At 56.3% G+C, this 16,774-nt stretch carries 11 protein-coding genes; 1 reads left to right on the top strand and 10 read right to left on the bottom strand.

The genetic code is table 11. The annotated features are described in order from the left end of the window. Positions 1-393 precede the first annotated feature (393 nt). The 5 genes from H7C18_RS00140 to hemL form a co-directional block, all read right to left on the bottom strand. Positions 394-6,573 carry a glycoside hydrolase family 78 protein gene (locus H7C18_RS00140; protein WP_185126980.1) on the bottom strand — a complete coding sequence of 2,060 codons (6,180 nt, stop codon included), beginning with the start codon at positions 6,571-6,573 and terminating at the stop codon, positions 394-396. An 85-nt stretch (positions 6,574-6,658) separates the two neighbouring features. Continuing rightward, positions 6,659-7,594: a copper amine oxidase N-terminal domain-containing protein gene (locus tag H7C18_RS00135; RefSeq protein ID WP_185126979.1), complete on the bottom strand. Its 936-nt coding sequence runs from the start codon at positions 7,592-7,594 to the stop codon at positions 6,659-6,661. Continuing rightward, positions 7,594-7,746, bottom strand: a complete 153-nt coding sequence (locus tag H7C18_RS00130; RefSeq protein WP_185126978.1) for a hypothetical protein — start codon at positions 7,744-7,746, stop codon at positions 7,594-7,596. The genes H7C18_RS00135 and H7C18_RS00130 overlap by 1 nt, the downstream gene beginning before the upstream one ends. A 117-nt stretch (positions 7,747-7,863) precedes the next feature. Then, positions 7,864-9,363: a LysM peptidoglycan-binding domain-containing protein gene (locus H7C18_RS00125; RefSeq protein WP_185126977.1), complete on the bottom strand. Its 1,500-nt coding sequence runs from the start codon at positions 9,361-9,363 to the stop codon at positions 7,864-7,866. 214 nt (positions 9,364-9,577) lie between these two features. After that, entirely contained in the window at positions 9,578-10,879 is a 1,302-nt protein-coding gene (hemL, locus tag H7C18_RS00120) for a glutamate-1-semialdehyde 2,1-aminomutase (protein WP_185126976.1), read from the bottom strand. Positions 10,880-10,969: 90 nt separating this feature from the next. Between hemL and H7C18_RS00115 the strand changes: the two genes are divergently transcribed. After that, the gene (locus tag H7C18_RS00115) at positions 10,970-11,632 is read left to right on the top strand and encodes a Crp/Fnr family transcriptional regulator (RefSeq protein WP_185126975.1); all 663 of its coding nucleotides are present in this window, start codon (positions 10,970-10,972) and stop codon (positions 11,630-11,632) included. A gap of 11 nt (positions 11,633-11,643) precedes the next feature. Here the strand turns inward: H7C18_RS00115 and hemB are convergent, their stop codons facing one another. From hemB to H7C18_RS00090, 5 genes are read right to left on the bottom strand one after another with little or no spacing between them, the layout of a single operon-like run. Beyond that, a complete protein-coding gene (gene hemB, locus H7C18_RS00110) occupies positions 11,644-12,630 on the bottom strand; it encodes a porphobilinogen synthase (RefSeq protein ID WP_185126974.1) in 987 nt (328 codons plus the stop codon). Between the two features lie 42 nt (positions 12,631-12,672). After that, positions 12,673-14,247, bottom strand: a complete 1,575-nt coding sequence (gene cobA / locus H7C18_RS00105; protein WP_185126973.1) for a uroporphyrinogen-III C-methyltransferase — start codon at positions 14,245-14,247, stop codon at positions 12,673-12,675. 3 nt (positions 14,248-14,250) lie between these two features. Next, a complete protein-coding gene (gene hemC, locus H7C18_RS00100) occupies positions 14,251-15,189 on the bottom strand; it encodes a hydroxymethylbilane synthase (protein WP_185126972.1) in 939 nt (312 codons plus the stop codon). Between the two features lie 52 nt (positions 15,190-15,241). Then, positions 15,242-15,883, bottom strand: coding sequence for a precorrin-2 dehydrogenase/sirohydrochlorin ferrochelatase family protein (locus H7C18_RS00095; protein WP_185126971.1), 642 nt, complete (start codon positions 15,881-15,883; stop codon positions 15,242-15,244). A gap of 46 nt (positions 15,884-15,929) precedes the next feature. Continuing rightward, on the bottom strand, positions 15,930-16,751 hold the full coding sequence (locus tag H7C18_RS00090; RefSeq protein ID WP_185126970.1) for a cytochrome C assembly family protein: 822 nt from the start codon (positions 16,749-16,751) through the stop codon (positions 15,930-15,932). Positions 16,752-16,774: the final 23 nt, after the last annotated feature.

Genomic DNA, 16,774 nt, shown 5'->3' with positions numbered 1-16,774 from the left:
ACCTCCATTGGGGACAAAAATACAAAAACCTCCCGTCACAAAGGACGAAAGGTTCGCTTCCGTGGTACCACCTTCATTCCGAATCCGCTGCTTCGGGCTTGGGCCGTCAGCCGGTTCGGCGCTCACATGCAGGGTAACGGCTGCATCCGTCCCGCTCTGCGGATGCGTGCATCCGGTCGAACGGGAGACTCCGGGGCGACTTCTGCAACGGCCGGCCTGCGGTGCCTTCCAGCGCTGCCTTAGCAGCGGCTCCGCTCTCTGAAGGGGCGAATTGCATACTCTTCCCTTTCCTCGTCTTTATTCCCTTATCATACCTTTCCGACGGATGCCAGTCAATACGTATGGACGCTTTCGCGGGAAGCCGCGGGAAGCCCCGCCGAGCGGGGCGATTCCCTACTGAACCCGATGAACCTGAATATATTCGTCTACCGTTCCCTTGATCTGGATCGTAGCTTGAGCCGTCTTGACGACCCCGTTGCTGTATACGACCCGGAAGTTGAACGTATAGGCGCCTTCCGGCAGTTCGGACAAATCCCTCCCCGCATCCTGGCTGCCTAACGTTCCGTTCCATAAGCTCAGCGGCACGTTCGCCGCGGCCAGCGCCTTTCGCAACCCGCCTCCGGCGTCCGCCGTTACCTCAATCGGCTTCGTCGCCGATTCTCCGGTATCCGTCACGAGCGCCTCCAGCACAAAAGCTTCGCCGGCCCAAAACCAATCGGCCGGGCGCTGATCGTCCGGATGCTTCTCGTTGTACCGGATTCGGTTCGCTTCCCAAGCATCCGTATGCCGAACCTGTCCCGAGATCGTTAACGGCCAAACCCGAAACGTATGAGACGTAGTCACAGCCGGCGCAATCCGATCGCTGACCGTCAGCGTTGCCGTCCATACTCCCGGCGTTATGGCAACGAAACTTGGTCCGGTCGTCGGATATGGCGAATTCCAAGTATAGGAATACGTCATCTTCTCTCCCTCCGGAGACTCGATCAGGTACGTCACATCCAACGTATCGTTGTCCGGGTCCGATACGGCGGTTTTAAACGTCACCGTGTCTCCTTCGTACAACAACGTCGGACTCCACGAGAAGTCTCCCGTCGGCGGCCGATTGATCCTAAAGTATTTCACAGTGCTCCAATTGGACCAATCGTAGCCGTCAAACACTCTCGCCGTCACATACATAACCGTACCGAGCGGCAAATCAGTCGGAGGAGCCCAGTTTTTAGCGCTACCGGTTTGAGTGCCGGAGTCCAGTACCAACGACCCATTTGACTTGTAGATTTGCAGTTGAAACTGCGTTTGACCATCGCTATCCGGATCGGTATACGTCCAAGCAAACTGCGGCCTTGTACTTCCGAAGATAGTCGGATTATCTTCGCTGTCGCTTGCCGGTGTCGTGATAACGACCGATGGCTGACGGTTGTAGATCTCCACCGTCTGGTTTGCTTCAGCGGATAAACCCGCGCTGTTCGTAATGACCTGACGAACGTTGAAAATTCCAAGTGAACTGAATACCTTGTCCCATGTCGTTCGGGAGTTGCTTTGTAAGGATTCCGATCCGCCCGTCGTTACGTTACGGATGTACCATGCATGAGCCAGATTCGTTCGATCGCCATCTACCGGATCGCTCGCGTAGGAATCGAACGTTACCGTTTGGCCGCGAAGCGCTCGGGACGGCACCGCCGTAAATCCAGGGTTCGGCGGAACTCTTGTCACACCTTTCACGGTAACCGTGGCTTCCGCCCAGTCGCTCCATGCACCGTATTCATCCACAACGGCCTCTTCGATATGATACGTGCCGTTCTGTAAATAATCCGGCTTCCCCTCGGTAATGACATCGGCATCTGCCGACCAATAGCGGAATCTGTGATCCATTACACCGTGATTGGAAGCATAGTTGATCCCCGTATTCTCCGTCGAATATTGACCGGTCGATGGATTGTAGCGGTCCGGATCGTAGGAACGGTCCGTATACGTAAGCTTCCCGGTATTGTCGGCCGTTACGCTGAAATCGGCGATCGGTTTGCGGTGAACGCGGATTTTTCCGGTCACTTCGTTGGAGTCTTGTCTGTAATCGGCAAAGACCGTGCTCGGGTACAAGTAGCTTGGGTTCGGATCGTCCTTCGTTTTGAACACGAACGTATACTCGCCCGGCAAGCTGAAGGTGGTTACCGGTGCCGTTTGTGCCTTGCCGCTCCACGTCCCCTGCGCATTCAAAAACACGTTCGGGTTATGCGTATACGTCCATTTCTCCCCTGCCGTGATGCGCGGGTCTTTTTCGGGATCATCGAACTTCACCTGATAATCCAAAGTATCATTGACCAGAACAACACCGGAAATCGATCCAACGGTAGCACCGCTCGCCTGCGTGTAGAGGTTGTTGAAGGTGACGCCGCCATGCCCGCGATCCAAGATGCCAAACCTGCCCGCATTCCAACTGTTCTCGCTGATCGTAAATTGTTTCAGTTTGTTGACATAGACCGAGAATCCGCCGACCTCCGGCGCGATTTGAACGGTGTACGTTTGTCCCGCCACGACATTGTATGCTTTGCTATTAACGATCGTGGCTGTGCCATTTACCGTTTTCTTTACTTCCAGCTTGCCGTTCTCGAATTCCACGCTGTAGTAGTTCTTGGCATCTTGTGCTCTGTAGACATAGCCAAATGCGTCGTTTGCAGACTTTGCCGCTTTGACATCTCCGTAAAAGGAGACGTCCGATCCGAGCTGGTCTCCCATCCAGAATGTTTTCGGATTGGGTCCAACCTCGTATTGCTTCGGATAGGTAAGCCCGCCTGTTGCTGAAATCTGAATTACGTGATATCCGTTGCCCTGTCCTCCACTGCCTGTAACATATACATTCAATATATAAGATTGATCGCCGGTAGGAGCGAAATAAAAGATACTCCCAAAGGGTGCCGGATTTGATCCTGAATCATTCCCTTTAATCCCAAGATCCGTGAAGTAATTGTGCACCACATTCTTATTGATGGAGTCGTAAATAACCAAACGAAGATAAACTTCATGTGTCGTGAGATCCGAATAAAGGCCGTAAAAGGTCGTGAGCCCATCGGAACCGTTAAAGAGTCCCATCATGCGGCCATTCAATTTTTCGTTCGGATCGCTCACATTAAAATCATAGACGGTTTGCCCCGTTTCCGTATTCATTCCCACAAGTCGATATTCATAATTGACGTACGTCGGATATACACAAGATCCGTTGCTGTACTTACAGTTCATACTCGGCTGATACACAAAATGATTGGCAGCGTCCAGTCCTATGATCGTAGCGAACTGTCTGTTGAAATCGTAATTGACATCGAACGTTTTTAAGGTTTGTCCTGTTTCACTATTGATTTTCAAAAACTTCTTGTAGAACAAGTCAACCAGGTAGATATTATTATCGCTATCATTACCTATAATTTCGGAACTCGTTCCATATTGCTGCTGCGTATAGCGAAAGGATTTAATCATCGTTCCGTCCGGCCGATTTAAGGACTTTTCATAGCCTCCTGCATGAGTTTGCGTTTCCGCATAGTAGTGAAAGAAGTCGATCCAATCCACACCGTTATCCAAGGCCAACAAGCCTTGTGACGGGTAAGTCGAAGTTTCATCAGACGGATACGTGAAAAGTTGATTAAAATTATAATCATACCGTCTCGCCGGAACATCCCATCCGTTGATGATAACCCCTGTTCTGTCAAACAGAGGTTCTACATTCAAGCCGTTCTCCGCAAGCACTTGCGTTGGTCCTTTAATAATGAGCCCAGTGTTTTTATTGATGCTTTCCAAATAATTAGTCATGTTTAGTCCGCCTATAGATGACTGGATAGCCAAGTATAATATATCTCCGACTACGGCCGACCCGACTCTTGTAATCAATTCTCCGCTCAAATTCTGTCGAGGAATGGTCCAATCAATACGTTTTGTTATATCATTAAAGGCCGTAATCGTTCCGTTCTCCATATCAAATATATAAGTACGGGATTCGTCGGTAACAGCTTGCAAGCGTACACTTGTGTTTAATTGCGTATTTTCCTGTGCAGAAGGGGTATTCTGGATGGAAGCAAATAACGTCTCGTTCGTACGGGTATTGCCATTACCGGTAACAGCCCCTTTATAAAACCCCCACCACCCCATATCTTGTTGGAAGACATTAAAATTATTCTTGTTTGCTTTGCTGGTCAAGCCCTCATTGTTCAGGACCCAGCTTTTCTTATCTCCGGTACTCCCTGTGTCAAGGGAAGTCAGTGTCCCGTTTTGATAAAGATTATTGAGGGAGATCATATTTCGATCTGGTGCTCCGGTCTGATCGGAAGACGTAACGACATCAATGGCCGGTGCCAAGTTTAGGACGTTGACCGTTCTAGTGGCCTCGGCTTGATTGTCAGTCGTTCCTACTTTCCCGTAATCTTCCGTTGCGGTTGCCCTGAACAAATACTTGCCGACTTTGGACGATTTGAAAGAATACGTATTCGCGAGACCGGTTTGAACGGTCTGCCAGGAATCATCGTCAAATCCATTGTTATTTGCGTCGTATTTCATTTGGATCTGAATCGATGCGATTTTGTCGCTGTCCGGACTGAATGCATTGGCTCGAACAAGCACGGTTCCGAGACGGGTCTCTTCCTGCGGCACATCCAAGCTGATCACGGGCGGTTCATCCGGAATCACATCGATCGTTTTCGTCGCCGTTGTTGAGGAATTCCCGTGGTCATCTTTGACCCAAAGCGTTACCGTCTCTTCGCCAACGTTTGGATAGCTGTCCTGTTTGTTGGTCCAATGCTCCTCCGTTATCGTATACCCGAGCGGACTGTAGGATTCGGATTTGAGGAGAGGATTCAGCGTTCTTCCCTCTTTCACCCGCCCTGGACCACTAATGACGGCAATCGGGTCCGACTTCACGATCGTTAGTTGAGTCTTGGCGGTATAAGTCTTCCCTTTGTCGTCTGCGACCGTCACGGTCACCGTATGAATGCCAGGAGTTTGCGCGGAAAGCTCTTTGTATTCGGTAGCCGTTCCTCCAGGGGGGCCATCATTAATCCAATCGCTCATATCCCAGGATTGAACGCTTACGGGATCCCCGTCCGGATCGGTCATCGACGTGATTTTTAAATCGACGAAGCGACCTACTTCTACATACCCGGTTTGTTTTTGAGTTGCATGGTCGAAGAAAGCAACCGTTGCATACGGCGGATTGTTTACGCTCGGCGTAGGCGGCGGCTGATCCGTATCGTCCGAAGTGACCGTGAGCGTCTTCGGTCCGACCCACGTATCGCCGCAGGAGGAATTGATCAGCATCATGACATCGTAGGTGCCCGGTCCCGACACCACGGAAGGATACTCTGAAGGCTTGGAGAAATTTAGGCCATAGAAAATCCCCAATGTCCTGTCGCTGTCTACCTTGACACTTCCTTTCTGCGTCCGGAATTTGGTGTAGTTATACTTACAGCTCCCCACCTGAACGTTCTTCGGTTCGTATTTAAACGAATCCCCATATTTTATCGTGCTGGGAACAACGTCAAAATCCGCTTCGATGCCTGAAGAATCCTTTTGGTAGAAGAAAGTCACATAGGCTGCTTTCTTTGAAGCGGTGAGGCTTACGGACTGAGATAGACTGCTGGATACCGTGTCCGAGTACCCGCTGTAGCTTAAGCTGCTGCCTTTCACGTTGCCGTAAGTTGGCGTTGGCGAAACGGTTTGCGTATTCGGAACTGAAGCGACCGGAATGGTGCTGGTGCCGGCCTGCGTGTAAGATCCAGAATCGCCGGTCCGCACCATATGGCGAACATTGATCGTGCCGCTGCCCGTAGTATCGTAGTATAGATTGACGTATCGTGTATCATAGGAGCCGTCATAATTAAACGAGTACGTTCCGCTTTGAATGGCTCCACCGCTTGGAGGGGTACTGCCCTGCTTATAGCCAACATACGTATACTTCGGATTCGTCGGCGGGGTTACCGTATAGGTACTGCCGATGGACATCGTTTTCTCGCTGCTCCCGAAAACAGAGTCCAGGCTTTGCCCGTCTTTCGTGAAATAATGTACTTCAAGGGTCGGTTCTACGTCGATAGTCAGGAGCATGGGGAAGTAGTGGGTTTCGGTTTTGTTGCCTCCGGGTGCGATAACAACTTCAGGAAGCGTAGCATCCATTTTCGAGCCTGCACCCAGTTTAAGTGTGAAAGAAACATTTTTTGTCCCAATCCCACTTAATCCTTGTAATGAAGAATTATATGAATGACTAACCATGTCACGATAATATCTCCAAGATTCAGGACGTGAATCATTAAAAACATCAGTCCAATGTGACTGATCTTCACTTGATTTGCCACTCAAAAAAGATTGGTTGAATGGGGTAACCGATACGGATTTAACTCTCTTATCATAATTAAAATTATAGGGAAAACTGACATTCATCGTTGACAGATCGATTCCGCTGGATCCAGGAGCTCCATTTGTCCAACTACCGTTGTCTTTTTGCGAGGTCGAGTAACTGAACATCGCAACAAAATAATACCGATAGACTGGATCAGATGAAAAATAGCTTTTACCTTTGTAAGATGGGATGCTTCCGGCATTCACTACGCCAATCTGCAGAGTAAGCTGACTTAATAAAACGATTAATACAACGATGATCCGTAGTGCGCATTTACACATATTTTCACCATCAGTTAAATGGATTTTTGATCATTACATAAGATTTTGAATCCAAACTGAAATAAATATATTTAATGTCTGTAAGCTTGATCGACTCCCAATTTTTTATTCCCCATCTGTATCCATCCCCTGAATCTTTGAGTGTAAATGTTGCGGTGAATGAACCGTCTGGATTGGATACTCGTTGAGCCACCAAATTGGTTCGGCCCCGTGGGACTCCGTCACCAAGCAAATAAGTTAAACCAAAATGATAGCCGGAATACCTGACCTTAATAACTGTCCATCCATCGATTGGCTCGCCTCTAAACGTTTCGCTCCAAATCTTATAAATTACTGTATCGGGTGCTTTGGATGCCGTACTCGGTACAGTAATCGGCAGTTGACTCATGCTGATAACCTGAAACCCGTCAGTTATCTCTGAATCGACAAGTAGATACGAGTCCTTCCCACCAAACAAATTCACATACCGAGTCAAAGGCTCTGCCTTCTTCACCACATCATCAATCAAAGGGATCTTCTTTTCCCCGATCCAGACGTAATTGTCGATCCCATCCCACTCCACTTGCTGCCCCAACTGCTCGCTCACAAAGCGAAGAGGCACAAATACGCGACTGGATTTGACGTAAGGAGAGCTGTCCAGCGTCACAGCCTTTCCGTTGACAGTCGCCGTCTTGCTGCCGACCGTCAACTTAATCGTCTTCGTTCCTTGGGAGATGGATACAACATTGTTCTTGTAGTCCACCTTCGCGCCAAGGTTCTCGGAGACGACGCGAAGCGGGACGAGCACGCGGCCGTTGTTGGAGAGAGGCCGGGCGTCGACGAAGGATATTCGTTTGCCGTTCAAAATGACTTCAATCGCGGAATTGTCGCTCGCAGCTTGTGCGGATGGAGCCAGAATGGCAGCGGCAAGGATAGCGGATACGGCCCAAACAGACATCTTTCTCATCAACGATCTCTCCTTTTTGGCTGAAAAATTTCTTTAATAGTCGCAAAAAAAGAAGCACTCAAGACGCCATTACGTTCGTCGCGGGTGCTTCCTCGCATCGACGGCTCATCCGAGCCGATATTGGATTCACTTATTATAATCAAATCTTCCAAAATTCGTCAACCTCCTGTCGAGATTTGTTTGTACTCATTTCCTCTCGAAGTCACGAACCTCAGCCGAACATGAAAAAACCGCCAGGCTCGCGCTTGGCGGTTCAATGAATCGAGGCATCAGGATGGGATGTATAGGACCTGTCCTTCCGACACGTTGGGATCGTTCAGCCGGTTATAAAGCTGGAGCTCGCGGGGCTGGATGTTGTAGCGGGTCGCGATGGCGTCGAGGGTGTCCTCTCTTTGAACGATGCACAGCTTCACCTTACGGAACGAAGGCGCTCCGGCCTCCTTGGACAAGAAGAGCCGGGTCCACTCCACCTCGTCGCCGGAGCTCTCGCCTGACGGATCGGCCTCGGGCGATGCATAGGAGCCTGTATCGGTTGCCGCCGTCGCAGGCTCCGGTTGATCGGCCTTTGCGCCTTTGACGCCGAAATGGGACAAAAGGCCGACTCCAGACGATGCCGATGCCGATTCGGGTGACGTTTTGGAGCCGAGCGCGATCTTCATTCCGGGCTTCTCCTCGGATACTGCTTCCTGAGAGGGGGAAGTCTCGGACTTAGCCTCGTTCTCAGCCACGGTTTTGGATTCGTTTTCTGCCTCGGGTTTGACCTCGGGTTTGACCTCATTCTTGTTCTCGTTCTCGGCCTCGGCCTCGGATCTGGCCGCCTGCGGTTGGGCTTGGGCTTGGGCTTGGGCTTGAGCTTGTGCTTGTGGTTGAGCTTGGGACTGAGACTCGAATTGGTATGGAGATCTCCCAGCTGCCCCCAAGCCAGGGCTTAGGTCGCCCCACCCCTCCTCCGACGGCGGCAGGTGCTTGTATCCTTCTCGAAACGGCGGCTGATGAATTCCGTTCGAGGGCTGCGCGTCCATCAAAGATTCTGAATCGGGATCCTCCTCTGGATCTTCCAAGTGAGCAAGGCCGGTTGCATATCCATCCGTCTTTTGCTCGGCGCCGACGTTTTCATTCTCGTTTTCTTCCGCGGCAGCTTGCGATGGAGCAGGGTTCTCATTCTCCTCGACAGGGATCTCTTCGTTGCTTGGAGCCGTTTCCTCCTTGCGGAAAAAATCCCACTGCGGATAAGCGGCATTTTCTGTCGGGGAGAACTCCTGCTGCACAGGCGCCGACGGAGCCGGCTGCCAAGCTTGCGCCTCTTCCTGACTTGCCTCTTCAGCTTCTTCGCCGATTGCGTCGGGCGGCAGCTGATGGACGACGGTAAAACCGTCCTCGCGCCAGACGGGAGCCGGCGGAGGCACCACTTGCAAGCCTCTGAGGCCAAGCACGCCGGTTACGTTCAGCGAACGGGAAGACAGCAGGTCGACGTCGAAATTGTCGATCTCGACCGCCAGATCCTCCAGCTTCTCGACTCGGCTGGGCGGCAGAGAGATCTCGACCGGGATCCAATGCTCGAGCTGCCGGGCGACGGAGCGCTCTTCTTGCGACCGGTATGTACCGGTAAGCAGCAGGTGTCCCTTCAGCAGAACCTGATCTTCCAAAGGAATCGCCTGCATATGCGGGATGAGCTCGATCTCCTCCAATTCTTCGATAGCGGCGACGTCGTCCGGCAGATGCACTCTCTCATAAATATCGAATCGCAATCCGTTCAACGATTCCGTCAAATTCGTTGTCCTCCTTTCGTTTAGACGCGCGAACTTCGCGGGAAGCCGGCATAACCTACTAATTATCCATATGCCCCGCGCCACTCGGGCATGCCAACAGAATGGGGACGAAGTCCTTCGCAAAAATAAAAATCCCGAATCGCCGGCCGGTATCAACCGAGGGCCTGGATTCGGGATGCAGATGAACGCCCGCGTTCGCGAACGATCGCGGGACTTAAAACTTGGACAGCGCGGTTCGATACGCTTCCACGGTCCGGTCGATGTCCTCCTCGGAGTGGGCGGTGGACAGGAACCATCCTTCGAACTGCGAAGGCGGAATGTTGACCCCTTCGTCCAGCAGCCGGGCGAACAGCGTACGGAAACGTTCGGCGTTCGAGCGGCTCGCCGTCGCGAAGTTGATGACTTGCTCGCCCGTCAGGAACGGGCAGATCATCGAGCCGACCCGGTTAACCGTCAGCGGAATGCCGAATTCGGACGCGCTGCGCTCCAGGCCCGCCTGCAAGCGGACTGCGAGGCGTTCCAACTGCTCGTAGCTCTCCGGCGTCATAAGGCTGAGCGTCGTGAATCCGGCCGCCATCGCGAGCGGATTGCCGGACAGCGTGCCGGCCTGGTAGATCGGTCCGATCGGCGCCATTTTCTCCATCAGCTCGCGCCGCCCGCCATACGCGCCGACGGGGAGACCTCCGCCGATCACTTTGCCCATGCACGTAAGGTCCGGCGTAATTCCGTACAGCCCTTGCGCGCTATGGTAGCCGACACGGAATCCGGTCATCACTTCGTCGAAAATAAGCAACGCCCCGTATTTCGCCGTCACTTCCCGCAGCCCCTGCAGGAATCCGGGAAGCGGCGGCACGACGCCCATGTTGCCGGCGACCGGCTCGACGATCACCGCGGCGATCTCTTCCCCGTAACGCTCGAAGGCCAGCTTGACCGACTCGATGTCGTTATAAGGAACGGTGATCGTATGGGAGGCGATGCTCTCCGGCACGCCCGGGCTGTCGGGCAGTCCGAGCGTCGCCACGCCCGATCCCGCCTTGATCAGCAGGCTGTCGGCATGTCCGTGGTAGGAGCCTTCGAACTTCAGAATCTTGCTGCGTCCGGTGAAGCCGCGGGCCAGCCGCAATGCGCTCATCGTCGCTTCCGTTCCGGAATTGACCATGCGCACCACTTCCACCGAAGGCATCCGCTCGCAGACGAGCTCGGCCATTGCCGTTTCCAGCTCGGTCGGCGCCCCGAAGCTCGTTCCCTTTTCCGCCGTGCGCTTGATCGCTTCGACTACTTCGGGGTGCGCATGTCCGACGATCAACGGCCCCCAAGAGAGCACATAATCGATGTAGCTTTGCCCGTCAATATCGGTAATCCGGCTCCCCGATGCCCGGTCGATCACGAGCGGAGTCAGTCCCACCGATTTGAACGCGCGCACCGGGCTGTTCACCCCGCCGGGAATCGAGCGCTTCGCTCTTTCGAACGCGGCTTTGGAGCGGGAATCGGAGCGGACTCGACGATTTTCGGTCATTTTCGGCACATCCCTACTATCAGATTTGGAAAAGCCTATGGTACACTGATGAAAATAGGTTGCTGTTTACATAGAGTGGAGGATTCCGTCATGATCGATCGGCTTCGCAAGGTCGGCCTGTTCGACAGCCTGAGCGAAGAGCAGCTCGAGCAAGTGCTCAAAATCTCGCAGCGCCGCGCTTTTCCTCCCGGAACCGTGCTGTTCGGCGAGAAGGAGCCGGGAACGGCCTTTTACATCGTCCTGAGCGGATCGATCAAGCTGTTCACGCGCAGCGCCGCGGGAGAAGAGAAGGTGCTCTCGGTCGCCGGACCCGGCGACAGCTTCGGCGAGCTGGCGCTTCTCGACGGAGGGCCTCGCTCGGCTTCGGCCCAGACGCTGGAACCCTCGCTGCTGCTGGAAATCTCCTCGGAGCCGTTCATGGGCTTGCTGCAGGCTCACTTCGATATCGCCCGCGGCATTCTGGTCGAACTGTGCCGCAGGCTGCGCCAGACGAACGAGCACGTGAACGACTTGACGTTCCTCGACGACCGCACCCGCGTCCTCAAAAACCTGATTGCTCTCGCGAACAAGCACGGCAAGCGCGACGGCCTTTTCATCACGATTCACGTCGCCCTCAACTACGACGAGCTGGCCCAGATGGCCGGCGTGGACAAGCGGATTTTATCCGACGTGCTGCGCGAGCTCGAGAGCCGGGGCGTACTCCAGTTCGGCTTGAACGAATACAAGCTGAACCTGTCCAAGCTGAGAGGTTAGAAAAGCCTTGCTTATCCGCGAAGCCAGCGAGCCGCATCCCGGGCGTGATACGTAATGATGATGTCGGCGCCCGCACGCTTCATGCCCGTCAGCGTCTCCATGACGATCGCCCGCTCGTCGATCCATCCTTGCATCGCCGCCGCTTTGACCATCGAGTATTCGGCGCTGACGTTGTAGATCGCGAGCGGCAGATCGAAGCTTTCCTTAATGAGCCGGACCACGTCCAAGTAAGCAAGCCCGGGCTTCACCATGAGCATGTCGGCCCCTTCGTCGACATCCGACTGCGCTTCCCGGAGCGCTTCGCGAACGTTGGCGGGGTCCATCTGGTACGTCTTGCGGTCCCCGAACTGCGGCGCCGATTGCGCCGCTTCGCGGAACGGTCCGTAATAGGCAGACGAATATTTGACTGCATACGACAGAATCGGAATATGCTCGAACCCCGCTTCGTCGAGCGCGGCGCGAATGACCGCCACGAACCCGTCCATCATGTTCGAAGGCGCGATGATATCGGCGCCCGCCCGAGCCTGGGATACGGCCGTGCGCGCGAGCAGCTCGAGCGATTCGTCGTTGTCGACGACGGCTTCCCGTCCTTGTCCGTGTACGACGCCGCAGTGCCCATGGTCGGTAAATTCGCACAGGCACGTGTCGGCAATGACGATCATGTCGGGAGCGAGCTCCTTGATGCGCCTCGTCGCCTGCTGAACGATTCCCTCGTCTTCATAGGCGCCCGTACCGACGCTGTCCTTATGCTCCGGGATACCGAACAGCAGAACGGCGCCGATCCCCGCTTCCGCCAGCTCCGCGATCTCTTCGTCCAGACGGTCGACCGACCATTGGTAGACGCCGGGCATGGACGCAATTTCGGTTTTGACGTTTTGTCCATAAATGACGAAGATCGGAGCGACCAGGTCGTCCGGATGAAGCCTGGTCTCCCGAACCAAATTTCGCATGGCCGCCGTATGGCGCAGGCGGCGATGACGGACGATGGGGTAATTCATCTTGAACCGCTCCTTCTCTATGGAAATAAAATATGCCTCGTATCAATCGAGTCTGCCGGATGATCCTCCGATCGTTCCGATCGGTCCATCCAGCCTGATCAGCGCCTGAATCAGCCCTTCGATCGTCGACGGCTCCGCCGTCGCGGCGACCGGCAGGCCGTGCGCTTCCGCCGTCCTCGCGGTTTGCGGGCCGATGCAGACGATCGGCACGCCGCGAAGCAGCTCTTCGGGCCGCTCCGCTCCGAGCCGCCGCAGCGCTTCGAGCAAGTTGACGACCGTCGACGAGCTCGTGAACGTCACCGCATGAATGCCGCCTTCCCGCAGCATCTCGAGCAGAAATTCGTCGCGCGGCGCCGCGAGCACGTTCTCGTACGTATCGACGGACACGGCTTCCAGTCCCAACGCCGTCAGTTCGCGCGGCAGGTAGTCCCGGGCGAGATCCCCGCGCGGCAGCAGCGCCTTCTGCCCCGGCTTCAGCCGGTCGGTCAGACCGGCCAGCAGCCCTTCCGCATGATAATTTTCCGGCAAGGCGCCGGCAATGATGCCGCGGACTCTCAGCGCTTCCGCCGTTTGCGGACCGACCGCGACGAATTCCGCGCGGGCGAACCGGCGAATATCGACCCCGCAGCGCTCCAGCCAGCGGAAGAAGTGATCGACGCCGTTCGCGCTCGTCAGCATGACCCAATCGTAGCTATCCGCCTGAGCGAGCGCCTTCCGCACCGAAGCTTCCGAGTCCGGATCGTCCTTCATCCGAGTCTCGATCACCGGATACTCATACGGCTCGCCGCCAAGCTCGTCGATTCGCCGGACGAGCTCGCTCGCCTGCGACCGCGCCCGGGTCACGAGCACGCGCCGTCCGAACAGCGGCTTGTCTTCGATCCACTTCAAACGCTCGCGCTGGCGTACGACCTCGCCGACGACGATGACCGCCGGCGGCTCGAAGCCGGCCTCTCTCACCTTCGCTTCGATATCGTCCAGCGTGCCCGCCAGCGTCGCCTGCTCGGCGCGCGTTCCCCAGCGAATGAGAGCAACCGGCGTGCTTCCGGGTCGGCCGTGCTTGATCAATTGCTCGCTGATATAGCCGATCTTGGCGACTCCCATGAGGAAAATCAGCGTTCCGGTGGCGTTCGTCACCTTATCCCAATGGATGGAACGGTCCAGCTTGTCCGGACTTTCATGGCCGGTAATGACCGAGAAGGACGACGCCAAGTCCCGGTGCGTGACGGGAATGCCCGCATAAGCCGGAACGGAGATGGCCGACGTGATGCCCGGCACGATCTCGTAGGAGATTCCGTTCGCCTTCAAGAGCTCCGCTTCTTCGCCCACGCGTCCGAAGACGGTCGGATCGCCTCCCTTCAGGCGGCAAACCGTCTTTCCCTCGAGCGCCAAATCGACCAGCAGCCGGTTGATTTCTTCTTGCTTCATCGTGTGGCGGTCGGGGCGCTTGCCGACGTAGATCCGTTCCGCCGACTCGGGGATTTGGTGCAGCAGCTGGGGTCCGGCGAGGCGGTCGTACACGACGACGTCCGAACGCTGCAGCGCCTCCAGGCCCCGAACCGTGATCAGCTTAGGATCTCCCGGACCCGCTCCCACCAGATAGACTTTGCCTATGGGCATCGGTTATTCCCTCGCTTCGTCCAGGATGCGGTCCGCTCCTTGCGCCAGCAGTTCCTCTGCCGCCCGGGTTCCCGCTTGAACGGGGTCGGCGTCGGCCGCCTCCGTCCGAAGCAGCTTCGCCCCGTCCGGCGAGGCGACCATCGCGGTCAGGCGCACGGTTGTCCCGGAATCGCCGGACTCCGCTTCCGCGTAAGCGCCGATCGGCACTTGGCACCCGCCGTTCAGCAAGCCCAGGAACCGGCGCTCTGCCGTGACGGCCCGCTCCGTCTTCGGGTCGTTGAGCAGCGCCAGCAGGTTCCGCACTTCAGCGTCGTCTTCCCGGCATTCGATCGCGAGCGCCCCTTGTCCGACCGCCGGCAGGCATTCGCGCGGATCGAGCAGCGTCGTGATCCGGTCGGCCCAGCCCATTCGGCGAAGACCGGCCGCGGCGAGAACGATCGCGTCGAATCCTTCCGTCTCCAGCTTGCGAAGCCGGGTATCGATGTTGCCGCGCAGCGACTCGATCTGCAGATCGGGACGCGCCGCGGTCAGCTGTGCGGCCCTTCGCAAGCTGCTCGTTCCGACCCTCGCTCCTTGCGGCAAGTCGGCTAGCGTGTAGCCGTGCACGCTGATCAGCGCGTCCCGCGGATCTTCGCGCGTCGGCACGGCGCCGATCATAAGCCCCTGCGGCTGCTCGAACGGCATGTCCTTCATGCTGTGCACGGCGAAATCGATCTCCCCGTCCAGCAGCGCCTGCTCGATCTCTTTGACGAACAAGCCTTTGCCGCCCACCTTGGACAGCGTTACATCGAGAATCCGATCTCCGCGGGTAACGATTGGCTTAACTTCGAAATCCAATTCAAGCCCCGCTTCCTTGCTTAACCCCCGCAGCAGTTCGATCGTTTGGCCCGTCTGCGTTATCGCGAGCGCGCTCTGACGGCTTCCGACAATGATGGTGCGCATAGCGTCCTCCCTTATGTATGTCCTGGGGCGTTTCCTTCACGGTCGGGGGCCCTCATCCCTTCAAGTTCCGCAGCCGGACGAACAGCCCGCTGCCTTCTTCCTGTCTCCCGACCGTTCGCCACAAGGCCAGCGCTTCGTCCGACACGGCGGCCTGCAGCCAGGATCGGCGCTCGGCCGGGTCGGCAACGGCTCGCTTGATTTCGCCGCGCAGCTTTCCCAGCGTCTCGACAAGCTCCGCGTATTCTTCGCCGTAACGCCGTTCCAGCTCCCCCGCCAGCTTGGCCGCCATTGCGGGGCCCGCCCCCGACGTGCCGACGGCCAGCACCAGTCCGCCTCGCCGAACGACGGCCGGGACCGAGAAGTCTCCGGCTTCTCCGTCGTCCGCCACGTTGACCGGTATGCCCCGGCTTCTCGCTTCCGCCGCCAGCTGTCGGTTCAGCTCCGGCCGGTCGGTCGCCGCGAACACCAGAGCGGCTCCGTCCAGATCGCCCGGCTCGGCTCCCCGGAGCTCCGCCCGAATCCGGCCCGCCGCCGACCATTCGCTCAGCCGACCGCTAAGCCGCGGCGATACGACGGTCACGTCGGCCCCCGCATCCAGCAGCCCCGCCGTCTTGCGTTCCGCCACTTTCCCGCCTCCCACTACCAGGCAACGGCGGCCTTCGAGATGCAGCATGACGGGATAGCCAAGCGACATGTTCCACCCTCCGATCGCGTTTTGTCTCCCGACGCCGTTCGAGCTCTTACATCCACCGGTGAAACGAAGAGTAGGAATTGGCGAAAAAATCGACAATGAGCATCGCGTATCCGACAAGAATCCACTTCAGGACGCGCGTTCCTTCCACCTTGCCCGCCATGCGCCGCAGCAGGTAAACGATATACACGATGCCCGCCGCGAACGACAGCAGCACCTTCTCGTCCCCCAGCTCGGAGTAGCGGTTCTCCACAAGCAGCGCCGCCGCGCCGGTCGTAAGCGAGAGCAGCAGCAGCGGCACGCCGACGACAGCCGCCCGGAATACGTAGCTCTCGATCGCCTCCAGGCTCGGCATTCGGCTCATGGACGATCCCCATTTCTTCTTCTTGAGGCGGTTGTTCAGGAACAGGTACATGCCGCCGAGAAGCGCAGCGATCGTCAGGATGACGAACGCCAGAATGATGAAGGCGACGTGCACGACGAGCAGCTTCTGGGCCGCTTCGCCGGGAGCCAGCACGATCTTCTTCTGCGGCCGTTCGAGCAGGTTCAGCCCGAGCACCGCAAAGCCGACGGCGTTCACCAGCAGCACGAGCAGCTCGGCACGGACGAACCGGTTGATGACGAGCGAGAACGAGACAAGCAGCCATGAGACGAAAAACGCGTATTCCTGCAGCGTCACCGCCGGCATCGACAAGCGGGCAATCAAAATATCAAGAAGGAAGGCGGTCTGCAGAATCCATACGAAAACAAGCAGCCCTGTTCCTATTCTTCTTCTCTTCCGCTTGCCGGAGGCGGCGTCGGACACGAAGAACAACAGGCTCAGGGCGTAGATATACAAGACGGCGTCGGTCAACCAGTCCTTCGTTAACATGTTCGGGGCGTCCCCCTTCCGCT

Origin of the sequence: Cohnella zeiphila (genome assembly GCF_014212055.1) — a bacterium.
GTDB classification, from domain to species: Bacteria; Bacillota; Bacilli; order Paenibacillales; family Paenibacillaceae; genus Cohnella; species Cohnella zeiphila.
The sequence above is the reverse complement of the archived record's forward strand: the minus strand, read 5'-3'. Positions and strand labels throughout refer to the sequence as shown.

Coding starts and splice junctions, on each gene's coding strand:
- hemL (WP_185126976.1), bottom strand. CDS start 10,879: ATGACCGAAAATCGTCGAGTCCGCTCCGATTCCCGCTCCAAAGCCGCG.
- hemB (WP_185126974.1), bottom strand. CDS start 12,630: ATGAATTACCCCATCGTCCGTCATCGCCGCCTGCGCCATACGGCGGCC.
- H7C18_RS00135 (WP_185126979.1), bottom strand. CDS start 7,594: ATGAGAAAGATGTCTGTTTGGGCCGTATCCGCTATCCTTGCCGCTGCC.
- H7C18_RS00095 (WP_185126971.1), bottom strand. CDS start 15,883: ATGTCGCTTGGCTATCCCGTCATGCTGCATCTCGAAGGCCGCCGTTGC.
- H7C18_RS00115 (WP_185126975.1), top strand. CDS start 10,970: ATGATCGATCGGCTTCGCAAGGTCGGCCTGTTCGACAGCCTGAGCGAA.
- cobA (WP_185126973.1), bottom strand. CDS start 14,247: ATGCCCATAGGCAAAGTCTATCTGGTGGGAGCGGGTCCGGGAGATCCT.
- H7C18_RS00090 (WP_185126970.1), bottom strand. CDS start 16,751: ATGTTAACGAAGGACTGGTTGACCGACGCCGTCTTGTATATCTACGCC.
- hemC (WP_185126972.1), bottom strand. CDS start 15,189: ATGCGCACCATCATTGTCGGAAGCCGTCAGAGCGCGCTCGCGATAACG.